Here is an 18,550-nt window from a genome sequence, read left to right as displayed (position 1 = left end):
GAGTGTGACCTGCCGAAGGGGCAGGGGCGTGGCGGGAGGTCTGTGATGTCGTTGGTGATCGTAACCCCGGAGACGGTGGCGGCCGCAGCCTTAGATGTGGCGCGCATCGGGTCATCGATCGGTGTAGCCAACAGCGCGGCGGCGGGGTCAACCACCAGCGTGCTGGCCGCGGGCGCCGATGAGGTGTCGGCGGCGATCGCGACGCTGTTTGGCAGCCATGCTCGGGAGTATCAGGCGATCAGCACGCAGGTGGCGGCGTTTCATGACCGATTTGCGCAGACGTTAAGCGCCGCGGTCGGCTCGTATGTCAGCGCGGAGGCGACCAACGCCGCACCGTTGGCGACGCTGGAGCACAACGTGCTCAATGCCCTCAATGCGCCCACCCAGGCGTTGCTGGGTCGCCCGTTGATCGGTGATGGGGCGGCTGGAGCACCCGGCACCGGGCAGGCCGGCGGGGCCGGCGGGATCTTGTGGGGCAACGGTGGGGCCGGCGGCTCGGGCGCGCCCGGCCAGGTCGGCGGGGCCGGCGGGGCCGCCGGGTTGTTCGGCACCGGCGGGGCCGGTGGGGCCGGTGGGGCCGGCGCCGCCGGTGGGGTCGGGGGTAGCGGCGGCTGGCTGCTGGGCAATGGTGGGGTCGGCGGGGCCGGCGGGCAGGGCCTGCTGGGCGGGGCAACCGGCGGGGCCGGCGGCAACGCCGGGTTGTTCGGGGTCGGCGGAACCGGCGGGCCCGGCGGGCCCGGCGGGCCCGGCGGGGTCGGCGGTACCGGTGGTGCCGGTGGCCTGGGCGGGACCCTCTACGGGGCCGGCGGGCACGGAGGTGCCGGCGGGCCCGGCCCGATCGGTGGTGTGGGTGGACACGGCGGTGTCGGGGGTGCGGCCGGGCTGTTGGGCGTGGGCGGGCACGGTGGTGCCGGCGGACACGGCGCGGAGGGTGTGGCCGGCGCAGCCGGTGAGGACTTGTCCCCGCACGGTACGTCCGGTGGGGTCGGCGGCGACGCCGGCGATGGCGGCACCGGAGGGCGGGGCGGCTGGCTGGCCGGCGCCGGTGGGGCCGGCGGGGCCGGTGGGGTTGGCGGGACCGGCGGGGCCGGCGGGGCCGGATTTTCTCGTGCCTTGATTGTCGCTGGGGATAACGGCGGTGATGGTGGTAACGGCGGGATGGGCGGGGCTGGCGGGGCTGGCGGCCCCGGCGGGGCCGGCGGCCTGATCAGCCTGCTGGGCGGCCAAGGCGCCGGCGGGGCCGGCGGGACCGGCGGGGCCGGCGGTGTTGGCGGTGACGGCGGGGCCGGCGGCCCCGGCAACCAGGCCTTCAACGCAGGTGCCGGCGGGGCCGGCGGCCATGGCGGTGACCCCGGCGCCGGCGGGGCCGGAGGCACCGGCGGAGCCGGCTCCACGATCGGTGCCCACGGCGCGGCCGGGGCCAGCCCCACCAGCGGCGGCAACGGCGGGGCCGGCGGCAACGGCGCCCACTTCTCATCGGGCGGCAAAGCCGGCGGTAACGGCGGGGCCGGCGGGGCCGGCGGGCTGGTCGGCAATGGCGGCGCCGGAGGTGCCGGCGGCAACGGCGCCCCCGGTGCCCCGCCTTCTGGCGGCGACCCTAACGGCGGTGGCGGCGGAGCTGGCGGCGCTGGCGGTAAGGGCGGCGACGGCGGAGCCCAAGCAGGCGACGGCGGTGCTGGCGGCGCCGGCGGTAAGGGCGGCAACGGCGGCAACGGCGCCACCGGCGCCACCGGCCTTAACGGCCTGGGGGCAGGCGCGGATGGCACCGACGGCGGCAAGGGCGGCAACGGTGGAGCCGGCGGTGGCGGTGGAGCCGGTGGGCAAGGCGGTAAGGCGCTTGCAGCCACCCACCAGGACGGCAGCATGGGTGCCGGCGGGGCCGGCGGAAACGGCGGCGCCGGCGGCATGGGCGGTGATGGCGGCAACGGTGCCAAGGGCACGTTCGATAACGGCGGCGATGGAGTTGGTGGCAACGGCGGCAACGGCGGTAGCCGCGGCATCGGTGGTGCTGGTGGGATCGGCGGCGCCGGATCCACCGCGGGTGCAGACGGTGCCCGCGGCGCCACCCCGACCAGCGGCGGCAACGGCGGCACCGGCGGCAACGGCGCGAACGCCACCGTCGCCGGCGGGGCCGGCGGGGCCGGCGGCAAGGGCGGCAACGGCGGGCTTGTTGGTAATGGCGGGGCCGGCGGCAAAGGCGGGGACGGCATGGCCGGTGTCGCCGGTTCCTCGCCCACCACCGCGGGCGAATCCGGCACGAGCGGCCAGAACGGCGGGGCTGGCGGGGCGGGCGGGGCCGGCGGCCGGGGCGGAGACTTCGGGGGCGACGGCGGGACCGGTGGGGCCGGCGGCAACGGCGCCGACGGTGGGGCCGGCGGCAACGGCGCCAACGGCGCCAACGCCACCACGCCGGGCGCCAAGGGCGGCGACGGCGGCCACGGCGGGCCCGGCGCGCAAGGCGGTAACGGCGGCCAAGGCGGGCCCGGCGGTTTGGCGGGGAACCTCTTTGGCCAGAACGGAATCCAGGGTGTCGGCGGGTCCGGCGGCAAAGGGGGGGCCGGCGGGCTCGCCGGTGACGGCGGCAACGGCGCCAACGGCAACTTCGCCTTCGGCGATGGTAACGGCGGTCACGGCGGTAACGGCGGTAACCCCGGCGCCGGCGGGCAGGGCGGTAGCGGTGGCGCCGGCTCTACCCCAGGCGCCAAGGGCGCCCACGGCTTCACTCCAACCAGCGGCGGCGACGGCGGCGACGGCGGCAACGGCGGCAACTCCCAAGTGGTCGGCGGCAACGGCGGCGACGGCGGCAATGGCGGCAACGGCGGCAGCGCCGGCACGGGCGGCAACGGCGGCCGCGGCGGCGACGGCGCGTTTGGTGGCATGAGTGCCAACGCCACCAACCCTGGTGAAAACGGGCCAAACGGTAACCCCGGCGGCAACGGTGGCGCCGGCGGGGCCGGCGGGGCCGGCCTGAACGGCGGTAACGGTGGCGCCGGCGGCAACGGCGGCCTCGGCGGATTCGGCGGCAACGGCGCCGCCGGTGCCAACGGCGTGGCCGTGGGTGCGCCCGGACAACCCGGCGGTGCCGGCGGGCACGGCGGCGCCGGCGGCAACGGCGGGGCCGGCGGCAACGGCGGTCAAGGCGTAGTCAGCGACGGCGCGGGCGGTGCCGGTGGGGCCGGCGGCGACGGCGGTGCTCCCGGTGACGGGGCCAACGGCGGCAACGGCCAGGGAGCAGGGGCCTTCGCCGGCGGCGGCGGCGGGCGAGGCGGCGACGGCGGCAACGCCGGCAACGCCGGTGCCGGCGGCCCCGGCGGCACCGGCTCCACCGCAGGCAAGGCGGGGCCGGCCGGCAGCATCCTGCACGACGGCGGCAACGGCGGTCACGGCGGCCACGGCGCTGCCAGCGGCGGAAACGGCGGCCCCGGCGGCCACGGGGGTAACGGCGGTAACGGCGGCACCGGCGCCAACGGCGGCAACGGTGGCATCGGCGGGACTGGCGGCGCCGGCAGCACCGGCGCCAAGGGCGTCCTCGGCACCAACGAGGGCGATGGCGGTGACGGCGGCAGAGGCGGCAACGGCGGCAGAGGCGGCAACGGCGGCCAAGGCCTCACCGGAGCCGGCGGCAACGGTGGGACCGGCGGGACACCCGGCAACGGCGGCAACGGTGGCAACGGCGCCAGTGGCGACCTTGTCACCTCACCTGGTGACGGCGGCGGCGGGGGCCGCGGAGGCGATGCAGGACGCGGAGGCGATGCAGGACTTGGCGGTTCCAGCGGCCCAGGTGGCACCCCCGGCGACTGGGGCACCGGCGGCACCGGCGGCACCGGCGGCACCGGCGGCCAGGGTGCCAACGGCGGCCTCACCGGCGGCAGAGGCGGCACTGGCGGCAACGGCGGCAACGGTAACACCGGCGGCACCGGCGGCGCTGGCGGCACCGGCGGCACCGGCCACAACGGCTCTCAGCCTGGGATGGGTGGCAACGGAGGTGCGGGCGGCTTTGGCGGCAATGGTTTTGCCGGCGTCGGTGGCCGGGGCGGGATGGGTGGCTCCGGGGGCACCGGCGGCACCGGCGACGCGGGGCCCTTTGGAACAGGCACCGGTGGGACCGGTGGCCACGGGGGGCAGGGCGGTGGCGGCGGCTTCAGCATCCTCCTTGGTCTCGGCGGTCTCGGCGGCCTCGGTAGCCCGGGGTCCATCGCCACAGGTACCGCCGGCGGCGCCGGTGGCGGCGGTGGCTTCGGCGGGCTCGGCGGCGGCGAATTCGTGTAGACCCCGAGGCTCGCCACGCCGGCATGCCGCGATGCTTCTTCCGGTCGGGCGGTACCCACCAACATCCCGCCATGGGATCGGCAGGCGCACCGGCTTGCCCGGCTCGCCGACGCGAGGCCCGGCGAACAGCATCACCAGCGCCGGCCAACCGATGATGCCGGTGATCGCCGACCAACCGATTATCACCGCGATTAAGCCGGCCGCCCGACCCGCACCACACTTCTGCGACGTACGGTGTTCGACGTAGCCCCAGCAGCAGAGCCGCAGGGTCGATGACGGTGATTTTTCGGCATATCGGCACCGAATGCGAAGCGTGGGTAGCGCGCGGGTTACGTTTCACAGGGCCCGGATGGGTACCCGGATATGCGGCACTGCAAGCGCCGGGATTCCCGCACTAGGGTGAGGACTGATCATCTTGCTGACTCGAGGACTGAATTTGTGACCACACTCGAAGAGATCTCCGCGCTTACCCGACCGCGCCATCCCGACGACTGGACCGAGATCGATTCGGCTGCCGTCGACACCATCCGGGTATTGGCCGCCGATGCCGTCCAAAAGGTCGGCAACGGTCATCCTGGAACGGCGATGAGCCTGGCTCCGTTGGCCTACACGCTGTTTCAGCGGACAATGCGTCACGATCCCAGCGACACACACTGGCTGGGCCGCGATCGGTTCGTTTTGTCGGCCGGGCACAGCAGCCTGACCCTCTACATCCAGCTCTACCTCGGCGGCTTCGGCCTGGAACTGTCCGACATTGAGTCGTTGCGCACCTGGGGATCCAAGACCCCCGGACACCCGGAGTTCCGCCACACCCCCGGCGTTGAGATCACCACCGGCCCGCTGGGGCAGGGACTGGCGTCGGCGGTCGGGATGGCGATGGCCTCGCGCTACGAGCGCGGCCTGTTCGACCCGGACGCCGAACCGGGCGCCAGCCCCTTCGACCACTACATCTATGTCATCGCCTCCGACGGTGACATCGAAGAAGGGGTGACCTCGGAGGCGTCGTCGCTGGCCGCGGTCCAGCAACTGGGCAACCTCATCGTGTTCTACGACCGCAACCAGATCTCGATCGAGGACGACACCAACATCGCGCTGTGTGAGGACACCGCGGCCCGCTACCGCGCGTACGGCTGGCACGTGCAAGAGGTTGAGGGCGGTGAGAACGTCGTCGGCATCGAGGAGGCCATCGCCAATGCGCAGGCGGTCACCGACCGGCCCTCGTTCATCGCGCTGCGCACCGTCATCGGCTATCCGGCGCCGAACCTGATGGACACCGGCAAGGCGCACGGCGCGGCGCTGGGCGACGACGAGGTGGCCGCAGTCAAGAAGATCGTCGGCTTCGATCCGGACAAGACGTTCCAGGTCCGCGAGGACGTCCTCACCCACACCCGAGGGCTGGTGGCCCGCGGCAAACAGGCCCACGAACGCTGGCAGCTCGAATTCGATGCCTGGGCGCGGCGTGAACCCGAGCGCAAGGCGCTGCTGGACCGGCTGCTCGCGCAGAAGTTGCCCGACGGCTGGGACGCCGACTTGCCCCACTGGGAACCGGGGTCCAAGGCGCTGGCCACCCGTGCGGCCTCGGGTGCGGTGCTGTCCGCGCTCGGGCCGAAACTGCCCGAGTTGTGGGGCGGTTCGGCCGACCTGGCGGGCAGCAACAACACAACGATAAAGGGCGCCGACTCCTTTGGCCCGCCCTCGATTTCCACCAAGGAGTACACCGCGCACTGGTATGGTCGCACCTTGCACTTCGGTGTTCGCGAGCACGCGATGGGTGCCATCCTGTCCGGCATCGTGCTGCACGGACCCACCCGGGCTTACGGCGGCACCTTCCTGCAGTTCTCCGACTACATGCGCCCGGCGGTGCGGCTGGCGGCGTTGATGGACATCGACACCATCTACGTCTGGACGCACGACTCGATCGGCCTCGGCGAAGACGGGCCCACCCATCAACCGATCGAGCACCTCTCGGCGCTGCGCGCGATCCCCCGGCTGTCGGTGGTGCGCCCGGCAGATGCCAACGAGACAGCCTACGCCTGGCGCACGATCCTGGCCCGCCGCAACGGCAGCGGGCCGGTCGGGTTGATCCTGACCCGCCAGGGTGTGCCGGTGCTGGACGGCACCGACGCCGAGGGGGTTGCCCGCGGCGGTTACGTGCTGAGTGACGCCGGTGGTCTGCAACCGGGCGAGGAACCCGACGTCATTCTCATCGCCACCGGCTCGGAGGTGCAGCTGGCGGTCGCGGCGCAGACGTTGCTGGCGGACAACGACATCCTCGCTCGGGTGGTGTCGATGCCGTGCCTGGAGTGGTTCGAGGCCCAACCCTACGAGTACCGCGACGCGGTGCTGCCCCCGACGGTGTCGGCGCGGGTGGCCGTCGAAGCCGGCGTCGCGCAATGCTGGCACCAGCTGGTTGGCGACACGGGCGAGATCGTCTCGATCGAGCACTACGGCGAATCCGCGGACCACAAGACCTTGTTCCGCGAGTACGGCTTCACTGCCGAGGCCGTGGCCGCCGCCGCCGAACGAGCGCTGGATAACTGAGGAAGGGTGATTACCGATGACCGCTCAGAACCCCAACCTGGCCGCATTGAGCGCCGCGGGGGTATCGGTGTGGCTGGATGACCTGTCGCGGGACCGGCTGCGCTCGGGCAATCTGCAGGAGCTGATCGACACCAAGAGCGTCGTCGGGGTGACCACCAACCCGTCGATCTTTCAGAAGGCGCTGTCGGAGGGCCACACCTACGACGCCCAGATCGCCGAGCTGGCCGCGCGCGGCGCCGACGTGGATGCCACCATCCGCACCGTCACCACTGACGACGTGCGCAGCGCGTGCGACGTGCTGGTCCCCCAGTGGGAGGACTCCGACGGGGTCGACGGCCGGGTGTCGATCGAGGTCGACCCGCGGCTGGCACACGAAACCGAAAAAACGATCCAACAGGCAATCGAGCTGTGGAAGATCGTCGACCGGCCGAACCTTTTCATCAAGATCCCGGCCACTAAGGCCGGTCTGCCCGCCATCAGTGCCGTTCTGGCGGAAGGGATTTCGGTCAACGTTACGCTGATCTTCTCCGTGCAGCGGTACCGCGAGGTGATGGACGCCTACCTGACCGGGATGGAAAAGGCCCGGCAAGCCGGACACAGCCTGTCCAAGATCCATTCGGTGGCATCGTTTTTCGTCTCCCGGGTGGACACCGAAATCGACAAGCGGCTGGACAGAATCGGCTCGCGGCAAGCGCTCGAACTGCGCGGCCAGGCCGGTGTCGCCAATGCCCGCCTGGCCTATGCCGCCTACCGGGAGGTCTTCGAAGACAGCGATCGTTATCGGTCCCTCAAGGTCGACGGCGCCCGGGTCCAGCGCCCGTTGTGGGCTTCCACCGGCGTGAAGAACCCCGATTACTCGGACACCCTCTACGTCACCGAGTTGGTCGCCCCACACACCGTGAACACTATGCCGGAAAAGACAATTGACGCCGTCGCTGATCATGGCGTGATCCAAGGCGACACGGTCACCGGAACTGCATCCGATGCCCAGGCGGTGTTCGACCAGCTGGGGGCGATCGGCATCGACCTCACCGACGTGTTTGCCGTCCTCGAGGAGGAAGGCGTGCGGAAGTTCGAGGCCTCCTGGAACGAGCTACTCCAGGAAACCCGGGCGCATCTCGACACCGCTGCCCAATGAAACCGGCCCACGCCGCGGCGTCGTGGCGCAACCCGCTACGAGACAAGCGGGACAAGCGATTACCCAGAATCGCCGGCCCGTGCGGCATGGTGATTTTCGGCGTCACCGGCGACCTGGCCCGCAAGAAGGTGATGCCGGCCGTCTACGATTTGGCCAACCGCGGCCTGCTGCCGCCCACATTCTCGCTGGTGGGGTTTGCCCGCCGAGACTGGAGCACCCAGGATTTCGGTCAAGTGGTGTACAACGCCGTCCAAGAGCACTGCCGAACACCGTTTCGGCAACAGAACTGGGACCGGCTGGCCGAGGGATTCCGTTTTGTGCCAGGCACTTTCGACGACGACGACGCGTTCGCCCAACTCGCCGAGACGCTGGAGAAGCTCGACGCCGAGCGCGGCACCGGCGGCAACCACGCCTTCTACCTGGCGATCCCGCCCAAATCCTTCCCGGTGGTGTGTGAGCAGCTGCACAAGTCCGGCCTGGCCCGCCCGCAAGGCGACCGGTAGAGCCGAGTCGTGATAGAGAAGCCGTTCGGCCACGACCTGGCCAGCGCACGCGAGCTGAACAAGGCGGTCAACGCGGTCTTCCCGGAGGAAGCGGTCTTCCGCATCGACCACTACCTGGGCAAAGAGACGGTGCAGAACATCCTGGCGCTGCGGTTCGCCAACCAGCTGTTCGACCCGATCTGGAATGCGCACTACGTCGACCACGTACAGATCACCATGGCCGAAGACATCGGCCTGGGCGGGCGCGCGGGCTATTACGACGGCATCGGCGCGGCCCGCGATGTCATCCAGAACCATCTCATGCAGCTGCTGGCGCTGACCGCGATGGAGGAGCCGGTCAGCTTCCACCCGGCAGCGTTGCAGGCCGAGAAGATCAAGGTGCTCTCGGCCACCCGCCTTGCCGAGCCACTCGACCAGACCACCAGCCGCGGCCAGTACGCCGCCGGCTGGCAAGGCGGGGAGAAGGTGGTTGGGCTGCTCGACGAGGAGGGGTTCGCCGAGGACTCCACCACCGAAACCTTCGCCGCTATCACCCTGGAAGTCGATACGCGCCGGTGGGCCGGCGTGCCGTTCTATCTGCGAACGGGAAAACGATTGGGCCGCCGGGTGACCGAGATCGCTCTGGTCTTCAGGCGGGCGCCGCATCTGCCGTTCGACGCCACCATGACCGACGAGCTGGGCACCAACGCGATGGTCATCCGCGTGCAGCCCGACGAAGGTGTCACATTGCGGTTCGGCTCCAAGGTGCCGGGCACCGCCATGGAAGTCCGCGACGTCAACATGGACTTCTCCTACGGCTCGGCATTCGCCGAAGATTCACCGGAGGCCTACGAGCGGCTCATCCTCGACGTCCTGCTCGGCGAGCCCTCGCTGTTTCCGGTCAACGCGGAGGTCGAACTGGCGTGGGAGATCCTCGATCCAGCGTTGGAACATTGGGCGGCACACGGGACGCCCGACGCCTACGAGGCAGGTACCTGGGGTCCGGAATCATCCTTGGAGATGCTGCGCCGCACCGGCCGGGAATGGCGGCGGCCATAGTGATCCGCGCCGGCGACGATGCAGAGCGAAGCGATGAGGAGGAGCGGCGCAGATGATTGTCGACTTGCCCGACACCACCACCACCGCGGTCAACAAGAAGCTCGACGAGCTGCGCGAAAAGATCGGCGCCGTCGCGATGGGCCGGGTACTCACGCTCAGCATTGCGCCGGACAGCGAAGCCATGCTGGAAGAGTCCATCGAGGCGGCCAACGACGCCAGCCATGAGCATCCCAGCCGCATCATCGTAACGATGCGGGGCGATCCGTACGCCGACAGACCGCGGCTGGACGCACAACTGCGGGTCGGCGCTGACGCCGGCGCCGGCGAGTTTGTGGTGCTGCGGCTGTCCGGGCCACTGGCCGGCCACGCCGACAGCGTCGTTATCCCCTTCCTGCTGCCCGACATCCCGGTGGTGGCGTGGTGGCCCGACATCGCACCGGCGGTGCCAGCACAGGATGCGTTGGGCAAGTTAGCAATTCGGCGCATCACCGACGCCACCAACGCAATCGACCCGCTGTCGGCCATCAAGAGCCGGCTAGCCGGCTACGGCGCCGGCGACACCGATCTGGCCTGGAGCCGCATCACCTATTGGCGTGCGCTGCTCACGTCGGCCGTCGACCAGCCGCCACACGAGCCGATCGAGTCGGCGCTGGTGTCCGGCTTGAAGACCGAACCGGCGCTCGACGTCCTAGCCGGCTGGCTAGCCAGCCGGATCGAAGGTCCGGTGCGACGGGCGGTCGGCGAACTCAAAGTCGAGCTGGTGCGCAACAGCGAGACCATCGTGCTAAGCCGTCCCCAGGAGGGAATCACGGCCACCCTGACCCGGACGGGCAAGCCCGACGCTCTGGTTCCTTTGGCGCGCAGGGTAACCGGTGAGTGCCTAGCCGAAGACCTGCGCCGGCTGGACCCCGACGAAATCTACTGCGCCGCGCTCGAGGGAATCAAGAAGGTGCAGTACCGGTGAGCAGTAGCATCGAGATCTTCCCCGATAGCGACATTCTGGTCGCGGCCGCGGGTAAGCGCTTGGTTGGCGCCATCGGGGCCGCGGTGGCGGCCAGAGGGCAGGCGCTGATCGTGCTGACCGGGGGCGGCAACGGGATTGCGCTTCTGCGCTACCTCAGCGCCCAAGCACAGCAGATTGAATGGTCCAAGGTGCACCTGTTCTGGGGCGACGAACGCTACGTTCCCGAAGACGATGACGAGCGCAATCTCAAGCAGGCCCGGCGGGCGTTGCTCAATCACGTCGACATTCCATCGAACCAGGTGCACCCGATGGCCGCCAGTGATGGTGACTTCGGCGGCGATCTGGACGCCGCGGCCCTGGCCTACGAACAGGTGCTGGCCGCCAGTGCCGCACCAGGTGACCCGGCGCCGAATTTCGACGTCCACCTGCTGGGCATGGGGCCCGAGGGCCACATTAACTCGCTGTTCCCGCACAGCCCCGCCGTCCTCGAGAGCACCCGCATGGTGGTGGCGGTCGACGACTCGCCGAAACCGCCGCCACGCCGAATCACCTTGACCCTGCCGGCGATTCAGCGTTCCCGCGAGGTGTGGCTGCTGGTTTCCGGGCCGGGTAAGGCCGACGCCGTGGCCGCGGCCATCGGCGGCGCCGATCCGGTTTCGGTACCGGCGGCCGGGGCCGTCGGGCGTCAGAACACGCTCTGGCTGCTGGACCGCGACGCCGCCGCCAAGCTTCCGAGTTAACCGCGTCAGGGTCATAATGACCGTCATGGCAGACAGAAGCGGCCGCCCCGCGCCCGTGCGACGGCGAATGAAAACCCTCACCCAGGCCGCATTGAACGCCGACAAGACGGTGGAGCAGGTCGAAGACGTCCTGGACGGTCTGGGTAAGACCATGGCCGAGCTGAACAGCTCGCTGTCACAGCTGAACAGCACCGTGGAGCGCTTGGAGGACGGTCTGGACCATCTCGAAGGTACCCTGCACAGCCTGGACGATCTCGCGAAACGGCTCATCGTGTTGGTCGAGCCGGTGGAAGCCATCGTCGATCGGATCGACTACATCGTGAGCCTCGGCGAAACGGTGATGTCACCGCTGTCGGTCACCGAGCACGCGGTTCGCGGCGTGTTGGACCGGCTCCGAAACCGGACCGTGCACGAGCCGACGAACTGAGGCGGGTCATCGAGGAGCTGGAGGTCCCTACGCGTTCTCGCGGAACCCGATGTTCCTCGGCCAGGCAACGATCTGGGCAGGTTGGGCGATCCTCTGTGGCAGGCTCCCGGTAGCCACCGGCCTCGCCGTATTCGTCGGCATTTGGTTCGTCGCGTCTCCGTAAGGCGTTTCAGTGGCCTTCGAGGTCGCGCTTCCCCACCCGAAGACACCGAGTGCGGCGCCTGCGACCACGATGACCGAGAGAAAAGTCAGCGGCCCTGACAGAGCAGCTGCGCGGAATCAGTAGCTTCGCGGCAGCGCCGCGACCATCGCCTCGACCTGGGCCCGGGTGAGAACCGTGATGCTGGAGTCTGATAGTCCCAGAATCCTGTCGATTACCAGGCCGTGCTGAATCTGGTTGTCAGGACAGTGATTGCATGATCTCGGGCTGATCCCTTTACCCACACCTTCCGATGTCACCCGCATCAACAGAGGCCGGAACAAATTCTCGCCCGCATTGACGATCTGCCACCTCTGCATCGCAGAACTCAACCCGGGACGGAACGGCCTTTAGGCAGCCACCGAGGCGAGGGAGACGTAGCCCCACCGCGCCGCGTGGTCGGATACGCTGAACCGGTGCTCATTGAACGGCAAAGCGTCGTCGCCGCACCTGCCGAGCAGGTGTGGCAACGGGTCGTCACCCCGGAGGGCATCAACGATGAGTTGCGCCCCTGGATGACGATGTCGGTGCCTCGCGGCGCGAAAGGGATGACCGTCGACACGGTGCCGATCGGCGCGCCGATCGGACGTGCCTGGCTGCGACTGTTCGGTGTGTTGCCATTCGACTATGACCGGCTCAGCATCGCCGAGCTCGAGCCGGGACGGCGGTTTCGCGAGGATTCGACGATGCTGAGCATGCGGCAATGGCAGCACGAACGCACCGTGACGCCCGAGGGTGACACGAAAACGATTGTCCGCGACCGCATCACGTTCCAGACGCGTGCCGGACTCAGGTTTGCCGCGCCGCTCATCGCGGCAGGGTTGCGCGCGCTCTTCGGTCATCGGCACCGGCGGTTGCAGCGACACTTCGCTCAGGGCTAGTGGCGCACGTGGTGCTCACCCGTGCTGCGACTCGAGCCGACACCAGCAGGGCACACTTACGTCGAGTCGTTCGGTCCATTGCGGCGTTTCGCGCCCAACAAGTCGACGTCCGGCGCTAAGCCAGCCGCGGTGGCTCGTGGGCGCGCACCGGCGGCAGTTCGCCAGTGAACCTCTCGATCTGGACCAAGACATGCTGGCCGGTGCTGCCGTGGGCCAGTGACGACGTGCCGGAATCGTTGCTCAGCGCATTGGGATTGCCGTGCACACACATCGAGTCCGGGTCGCGCGGATCGGCGGGATCGAACCACGCACCGGTGGACAGTTGCACCACCTTGGGCCGTAGCCCGTCGTCGATCACCACACCCGCCAGGCAGGCGCCGCGGTCGTTGAACACGCGCACGATGTCGCCGTCAGTAAGCTCACGGGCCGCGGCGTCATCCGGGTGAATCCGGATCGGTTCTCGTCCACGGATTTTCGATGCCATGCTGGCGCCGCCGTGATCGAGCTGGCTGTGCAGTCGGGTCCGCGGCTGGTTGGCGATCAGATGCAGCGGGTAGCGCGCGGCCCGCGGCCCGCCTAGCCATTCGGACGGTTCATACCAGGTGGGGTGCCCGGCACAGTCCGGCAAGGCAAACGCGTCGACCGTGTCCGAGAAGATCTCGATCCGCCCGCTGGGTGTCCCCAACGGATGGGCCGCCGGGTCGGCCCGGAAATCGGCAAGCCACGTCAAACCGGTTCTGGTCGGTAGTTCCAGCCGGCCGGTCCGCCAGAATTCGGCGAATGACGGCACCGGGAAATCCAGCTCGGCCGACCACTTGTCGTACATGTGCTCGAGCCACTCGCGCGCGCTGCGGCCCTCGGTGAATTGCTTGCCGAACCCCAGCCGGTGGGCCAACGCGGAGAACGTGTGGTAGTCGTCGCGGGCGTTGGCATACGGCGGCACCATCGCAGGCATTGCGATCAAGGTGGGATTGGTCTTGCTGGCGGCGAAGTCGTCGCGCTCGAAACTGGTGGTGGTTGGCACCACAATGTCGGCGTGTTTGGCCATCGCGGTCCAATACTGTTCGTGTACCACGATCGTGTCTACCCGAGACAGTGCACGACGCAGCCGCGGCAGGTTCTGGTGGTGGTGGAACGGATTTCCACCGGCCCAGTAGACGCACTTGATGTCGGGCAGCTCCAGCAATCGGCCGTTGTAGGCCAGCCGCTGGCCGGGCCGCTGCAGCAGCTCACTGATCGCCGCCACCGGAATGAACGTCGACACCGGATTGTTGCCTTGCGGCAATGCCGGCAGGCCGCACGCCAACGGCGGGTTGCCGACGCCGTTGCTGCTGTAGCCGTGACCGAAACCCCCTCCGGGAAGCCCGATCTGGCCCAGCATCGCCGCTAGGGTCGCGGCCATCCACACGGTCTGCTCGCCGTGCTCTATCCGCTGTAACGACAGACTGGTGGTGATCAGAGTCCGGTGCTCGGCCATCCGGCGGGCCAGATCTCGCAGATCGCCGGCGGCGAGCCCGGACAGCGCGGCGGCCCATTCGGGTGTCTTGGGAATCCCATCATCCAGGCCCAGCAGGTAGCGCTCGAAGCGTTCGTAGCCGGTGCAATACCTGCCAAGGAACGCGCGATCGGCCAGCGACTCGGTGGCCAGCACGTATGCCAGCCCGAGCATGATCGCCACATCGGTGCCAGGCACCGGCGCAAGCCAGCGACATCGATCGTCGAGCGGACCGGCGATCGCGGCGATGTCGTCACGTAGCGGGCTGACCGACACCAGCCGACCGCCGCGAGCCCGGTACCGGCCGACGTAGTCGCGGTCCGGATGAGCGGTGGTACCGCCGGGCATCACCGCGGTGTTCTTCACCGGCAATCCGCCGAACGCCACCAACAGCGCGGTGTGGTCGACGATGACATCCCAGGTCGTGGTCTCGGCCAGGGCTTCGAACAGGGCCGCGCCGACGATATGCGGGAAGATCACTTCGGACGCGCCGGCGCTGTAGCTGTGCCGGGATGCGGTGTACCCGCCGAGCATGTTGAGGAACCGGTGCACCTGGCTTTGCGCGTGGTGGAACCGTCCGGCGCTGGCCCAGCCGTAGGAGCTGCCATAGATCGCCTCGTTGCCGTAGCGGTCGACGGTACGGCGCAGCTCGGAAGCCAGCAGCTCGATCAACTCGTCCCAGCTGACCTCCACGAACTCTTCGGCGCCGCGAGCCGAGCTGGGCCCCGGGCCATGCTGCAGCCATCCGCGCCGTACGGCGGGGTTGGCGATGCGGCTGCGGTGACGTACCGCGCCGGGCAGGTTTTGCAGCTGCGGAGCCGGGTTGGTGTCACTGGCGAGCGCGGCCACGGCCGCAATGTCGCCGCCGTGCACCCGAGCGGTGAACACGCCCCAGTGCGTTGCCGACGTATAGACCTGCATTTGCAGCAGTCTAGTGCGGCAACCTAGCAGCTAGTTGAGCTCAGAAATGGTAAGCATGTCGATTGTTTTGCGTCGCAACGATGGCACCAGGTTTTAGACTGCAGCGATGTCGAACGTGATGGTAGTCCCGGGAATGTTGTCAGCGGCGGCAGCGGATGTGGCGAGCATCGGTGCGGCGCTTAGCGCGGCCAACGGAGCCGCGGCACCCACGACGGCTGGTGTCCTGGCCGCCGGGGCCGATGAGGTGTCGGCGGCCATCGCGTCGTTGTTTTCTGGCTACGCCCGCGACTATCAGGCGCTCAGTGCCCAAATGGCCAGATTTCATCAACAGTTCGTGCAGGCCTTAACCGCGAGCGTGGGCTCGTATGCCGCCGCCGAGGCCGCCAACGCCTCCCCCTTGCAGGCCCTCGAACAACAGGTGCTCGCGGCCATCAACGCGCCCACCCAGACACTGCTGGGGCGTCCGCTGATCGCCAACGGCGCCGACGGGCTGCCCGGTCAAAACGGTGGGGCCGGCGGGTTGCTGTGGGGCAACGGCGGGAACGGCGGAGCCGGCGACGCCGCCCACCCCAACGGCGGCAACGGCGGGGATGCCGGAATGTTCGGTAACGGCGGGGCCGGCGGTGCCGGTTACAGCCCGGCGGCCGGAACCGGCGCGGCCGGTGGAGCCGGCGGCGCCGGTGGAGCCGGTGGCTGGCTAAGCGGCAACGGCGGCGCCGGCGGCAACGGCGGTACTGGCGCCAGCGGCGCCGACGGCGGCGGCGGCCTCCCCCCCGTCCCCGCCAGCCCTGGCGGTAACGGCGGTGGCGGTGGTGCCGGTGGTGCTGCTGGGATGTTCGGCACCGGCGGCGCCGGTGGGACCGGCGGGGACGGCGGCGCCGGCGGTGCCGGCGACAGTCCTAACAGCGGTGCCAACGGCGCCCGTGGCGGCGACGGCGGCAACGGCGCTGCGGGTGGGGCTGGTGGCCGGCTGTTCGGCAATGGCGGCGCCGGCGGCAACGGCGGCACCGCTGGCCAAGGTGGCGACGGCGGCACGGCGCTAGGCGCTGGCGGCATCGGCGGCGACGGCGGCACCGGCGGCGCCGGTGGTACTGGCGGCACAGCTGGCATCGGCGGCAGCAGCGCCGGCGCCGGCGGCGCCGGCGGCGACGGCGGCGCCGGCGGCACCGGCGGCGGCAGCTCAATGATCGGCGGCAAAGGCGGTACCGGCGGCAACGGCGGCGTCGGTGGCACCGGCGGCGCCAGCGCATTGACCATCGGCAATGGCAGCAGCGCCGGCGCCGGCGGCGCTGGCGGCGCAGGCGGCACCGGCGGCACCGGCGGCTATATCGAAAGCCTCGACGGCAAAGGCCAAGCCGGCAACGGCGGCAACGGCGGCAACGGCGCCGCGGGTGGGGCAGGCGGAGGCGGCACCGGCGCCGGCGGTAACGGCGGCGCCGGCGGCAACGGCGGTGACGGCGGGCCCAGCCAAGGTGGCGGCAATCCCGGCTTTGGCGGCGACGGCGGCACCGGCGGACCTGGCGGCGTCGGTGTGCCCGACGGGATCGGCGGCGCCAATGGCGCGCAAGGAAAGCACGGGTGACCGGTCAGGCCGACTAACCACTGTTTCTGAGCGCGCTGGCCAGCCCGGTCATGGTCAGCAGAATCCTGCGCTGCACCAAGTCGTAATCGGCAATGAGCTACCGCTTCCCCCGGTCCGGTCGGCGGTAGCCGACCAGCGCTAGCGGTATTTGATGAGCAACGCCACGCCGATGATGGACACCAGCCAGATGCCGGTAACGAACAGCGTCAACCGGTCCAGGTTCTTCTCCACCACCGTCGAGCCGGACAGGCTTGACTGCACACCACCGCCGAACAGTGTCGATAGCCCGCCACCCTTGGCCCGGTGCAGCAGTACTAACAACACCACCAGCACGCTCGTGACGATCAGCGTGATCTGCAGGGCCAATTCCATGACAGGTAGCGTACTCCCCCGAACCTGCGGCAGCGGACCGCTGCCTGCCGCGTAGAACCCAGGCCGTCGCGCCTCATCGGCTTTGAGGCGTGCACTGACCGCGGCTGTCACGCCTGCCACCGGCGCTTCCCTTGCGAGGGAATACGCACTGTGCCCGCCTCGAAGCGACAGGCGGTCCACTTCGGTCCGCTCACGAGTTCAAAGGCGCCGGCTAGGTGCATGGCGAGGCTCGACGCCGTGGCGCTGTCGCGATTCCGTTCGTGGCCAAACATGCCGATCCGGGCATGACTTCAACCGAGTTGTCGCGCCGGGGCGGGCAAAATGTGTATTCCCCCGCTGCTGAGACCACTGTGACGGCCGTAGCTTCCTACCGATAAGCAACGATGTCCGCTGAATTCGCCCCCAGGCTTACGCAGTAAGACTGTCGAGCGAACAAACACCGAAAGGGCCATGCAGATGAGCGCATCCAACGCATTCGTCGAAGGGTTCGCCGACTTCTGGAAGGCGCCGTCGCCGGATAGACTGACCGATCACCTTCATCCCGACGTAGTCCTGGTACGGCCACTGTCACCGCCGAGGCACGGCCTGGGGGCGGCCCAGCGGGAGTTCACTCGGATTCTGGGTTTGCTGCCTGACCTGCACGGGGAAGTTGACCGGTGGAGCCAAGCAGGCGACGTGGTGTTCATCGAGTTCCGGCTGATAGCACGGCTCGGCAGCGAGGTCGTCGAGTGGCCAGTCGTCGATCGGTTCCTGCTGCGTGGCGACAAGGCCGTAGAACGCGTGAGCTATTTCGACTCGCTCCCACTGTTGATCAAGGTAGTCAAGCATCCGTCGGCCTGGCGTGGCTGGTTGACAACCATGCGAAGCCGGGCTTGACGTCGAAATGACGGCCAGCAGGCGCTCGGACCACACGGACGCGACGCGTCGAGCCCTCGTCGACGCTGGCCGTTACCTATTCGCGCGGCGCGACTATGGTGACGTCTCGATCGAAGACATCGTCACCCGCGCCCGAGTCACCCGTGGCGCCCTGGACTACCACTTCGACAGCAAGAAAGATCTGTTCCAGACGGTACTCGAGGTTGTCGAAGCCGACCTGGTCGCCGACGTCGAAGCCGCCATAGCGAAGGTCACCGACGCCTGGATCTGCTGGTCGTCGGCTTCCACGCCTTCCTTGACGCGGCGACCAAACCGGATGCGCTGCAGGTCATTGCGATTGACGGCCCGTCAGTGCTCGGGTGGGGCGAATGGCGCCGGATCGACATGCGCTAGGGCTTGGTCTGCTGGTCGGGGCTCTCGAACGCGGGATGGCCGCCGGGGTGATTCAGCGCGTACCGTTGCCACCACTTTCGCATCTGCTGCTGGCCGCGCTAACCGAATCCGCGCTGCAGATCGCGGACGCGACGGACAAAGACCGGACCAGAGTCGAGGTCGAACGCGCATTTATGGCCCTACTCGAAGGTCTACGGGTGTAGCACGCCCG

General features: G+C 69.5%; 14 protein-coding genes and 2 pseudogenes. 13 read left to right on the top strand and 3 right to left on the bottom strand.

Annotation, left to right across the window (positions count from 1 at the left end):
• The first annotated feature begins 45 nt into the window (after nt 1–45).
• From FF952_RS07710 to FF952_RS07680, 7 genes and pseudogenes are all read left to right on the top strand, one after another.
• The gene (locus FF952_RS07710) at nt 46–4,269 is read left to right on the top strand and encodes a PE family protein (RefSeq protein ID WP_031687413.1); all 4,224 of its coding nucleotides are present in this window, start codon (nt 46–48) and stop codon (nt 4,267–4,269) included.
• Nucleotides 4,270–4,707: 438 nt separating this feature from the next.
• Nucleotides 4,708–6,810, top strand: coding sequence for a transketolase (tkt, locus tag FF952_RS07705; RefSeq protein WP_003407451.1), 2,103 nt, complete (start codon nt 4,708–4,710; stop codon nt 6,808–6,810).
• Nucleotides 6,811–6,826: 16 nt separating this feature from the next.
• Nucleotides 6,827–7,948: a transaldolase gene (gene tal, locus FF952_RS07700; protein ID WP_003407447.1), complete on the top strand. Its 1,122-nt coding sequence runs from the start codon at nt 6,827–6,829 to the stop codon at nt 7,946–7,948.
• Nucleotides 7,945–9,489, top strand: a pseudogene (zwf, locus tag FF952_RS07695) (glucose-6-phosphate dehydrogenase). Before tal ends, zwf begins: the two are co-directional and overlap by 4 nt.
• A 52-nt stretch (nt 9,490–9,541) precedes the next feature.
• Nucleotides 9,542–10,453, top strand: a complete 912-nt coding sequence (gene opcA / locus FF952_RS07690) for a glucose-6-phosphate dehydrogenase assembly protein OpcA (RefSeq protein WP_003904624.1) — start codon at nt 9,542–9,544, stop codon at nt 10,451–10,453.
• On the top strand, nt 10,450–11,193 hold the full coding sequence (gene pgl, locus FF952_RS07685; RefSeq protein ID WP_003407433.1) for a 6-phosphogluconolactonase: 744 nt from the start codon (nt 10,450–10,452) through the stop codon (nt 11,191–11,193). Before opcA ends, pgl begins: the two co-directional genes overlap by 4 nt.
• Nucleotides 11,194–11,209: 16 nt before the next feature.
• A complete protein-coding gene (locus tag FF952_RS07680) occupies nt 11,210–11,620 on the top strand; it encodes a hypothetical protein (protein ID WP_003898881.1) in 411 nt (136 codons plus the stop codon).
• Between the two features lie 279 nt (nt 11,621–11,899).
• Here FF952_RS07680 and FF952_RS20750 read toward each other — a convergent pair whose 3' ends face one another.
• Nucleotides 11,900–12,139 carry a hypothetical protein gene (locus FF952_RS20750; protein WP_003407426.1) on the bottom strand — a complete coding sequence of 80 codons (240 nt, stop codon included), beginning with the start codon at nt 12,137–12,139 and terminating at the stop codon, nt 11,900–11,902.
• Between the two features lie 96 nt (nt 12,140–12,235).
• On the opposite strand from FF952_RS20750, the gene FF952_RS07675 reads away from it, so the two are divergent.
• The gene (locus FF952_RS07675) at nt 12,236–12,700 is read left to right on the top strand and encodes an Rv1443c family protein (protein WP_014584749.1); all 465 of its coding nucleotides are present in this window, start codon (nt 12,236–12,238) and stop codon (nt 12,698–12,700) included.
• Nucleotides 12,701–12,815: 115 nt separating this feature from the next.
• Here FF952_RS07675 and FF952_RS07670 read toward each other — a convergent pair whose 3' ends face one another.
• Nucleotides 12,816–15,116 carry a molybdopterin guanine dinucleotide-containing S/N-oxide reductase gene (locus FF952_RS07670; protein ID WP_003407419.1) on the bottom strand — a complete coding sequence of 767 codons (2,301 nt, stop codon included), beginning with the start codon at nt 15,114–15,116 and terminating at the stop codon, nt 12,816–12,818.
• A gap of 106 nt (nt 15,117–15,222) precedes the next feature.
• On the opposite strand from FF952_RS07670, the gene FF952_RS07665 reads away from it, so the two are divergent.
• A complete protein-coding gene (locus FF952_RS07665) occupies nt 15,223–16,698 on the top strand; it encodes a PE family protein (protein WP_031653814.1) in 1,476 nt (491 codons plus the stop codon).
• 138 nt (nt 16,699–16,836) lie between these two features.
• Here FF952_RS07665 and secG read toward each other — a convergent pair whose 3' ends face one another.
• Nucleotides 16,837–17,070, bottom strand: a complete 234-nt coding sequence (gene secG, locus FF952_RS07660; RefSeq protein ID WP_003407407.1) for a preprotein translocase subunit SecG — start codon at nt 17,068–17,070, stop codon at nt 16,837–16,839.
• A gap of 450 nt (nt 17,071–17,520) precedes the next feature.
• Here secG and FF952_RS07655 point away from each other — a divergent pair, with 450 nt between their 5' ends.
• The 4 genes and pseudogenes from FF952_RS07655 to FF952_RS07650 all read left to right on the top strand — a co-directional run bounded on the left by FF952_RS07655 (nt 17,521) and on the right by FF952_RS07650 (nt 18,542).
• Nucleotides 17,521–17,946, top strand: a complete 426-nt coding sequence (locus FF952_RS07655; protein ID WP_003407404.1) for a nuclear transport factor 2 family protein — start codon at nt 17,521–17,523, stop codon at nt 17,944–17,946.
• Between the two features lie 7 nt (nt 17,947–17,953).
• Nucleotides 17,954–18,076, top strand: a pseudogene (locus FF952_RS20745) (TetR/AcrR family transcriptional regulator); the annotation flags it as partial.
• A gap of 131 nt (nt 18,077–18,207) precedes the next feature.
• A complete protein-coding gene (locus FF952_RS20740; RefSeq protein WP_349875721.1) occupies nt 18,208–18,339 on the top strand; it encodes a TetR family C-terminal domain-containing protein in 132 nt (43 codons plus the stop codon).
• Entirely contained in the window at nt 18,315–18,542 is a 228-nt protein-coding gene (locus FF952_RS07650; RefSeq protein ID WP_003407402.1) for a TetR family C-terminal domain-containing protein, read from the top strand. The genes FF952_RS20740 and FF952_RS07650 overlap by 25 nt, the downstream gene beginning before the upstream one ends.
• The last annotated feature ends 8 nt before the right edge of the window (nt 18,543–18,550 follow it).

Origin of the sequence: Mycobacterium tuberculosis complex sp. N0072 (assembly GCF_030323725.1) — a bacterium.
Taxonomy (GTDB): Bacteria; Actinomycetota; Actinomycetes; order Mycobacteriales; family Mycobacteriaceae; genus Mycobacterium; species Mycobacterium tuberculosis.
The sequence above is the reverse complement of the archived record's forward strand: the minus strand, read 5'-3'. Positions and strand labels throughout refer to the sequence as shown.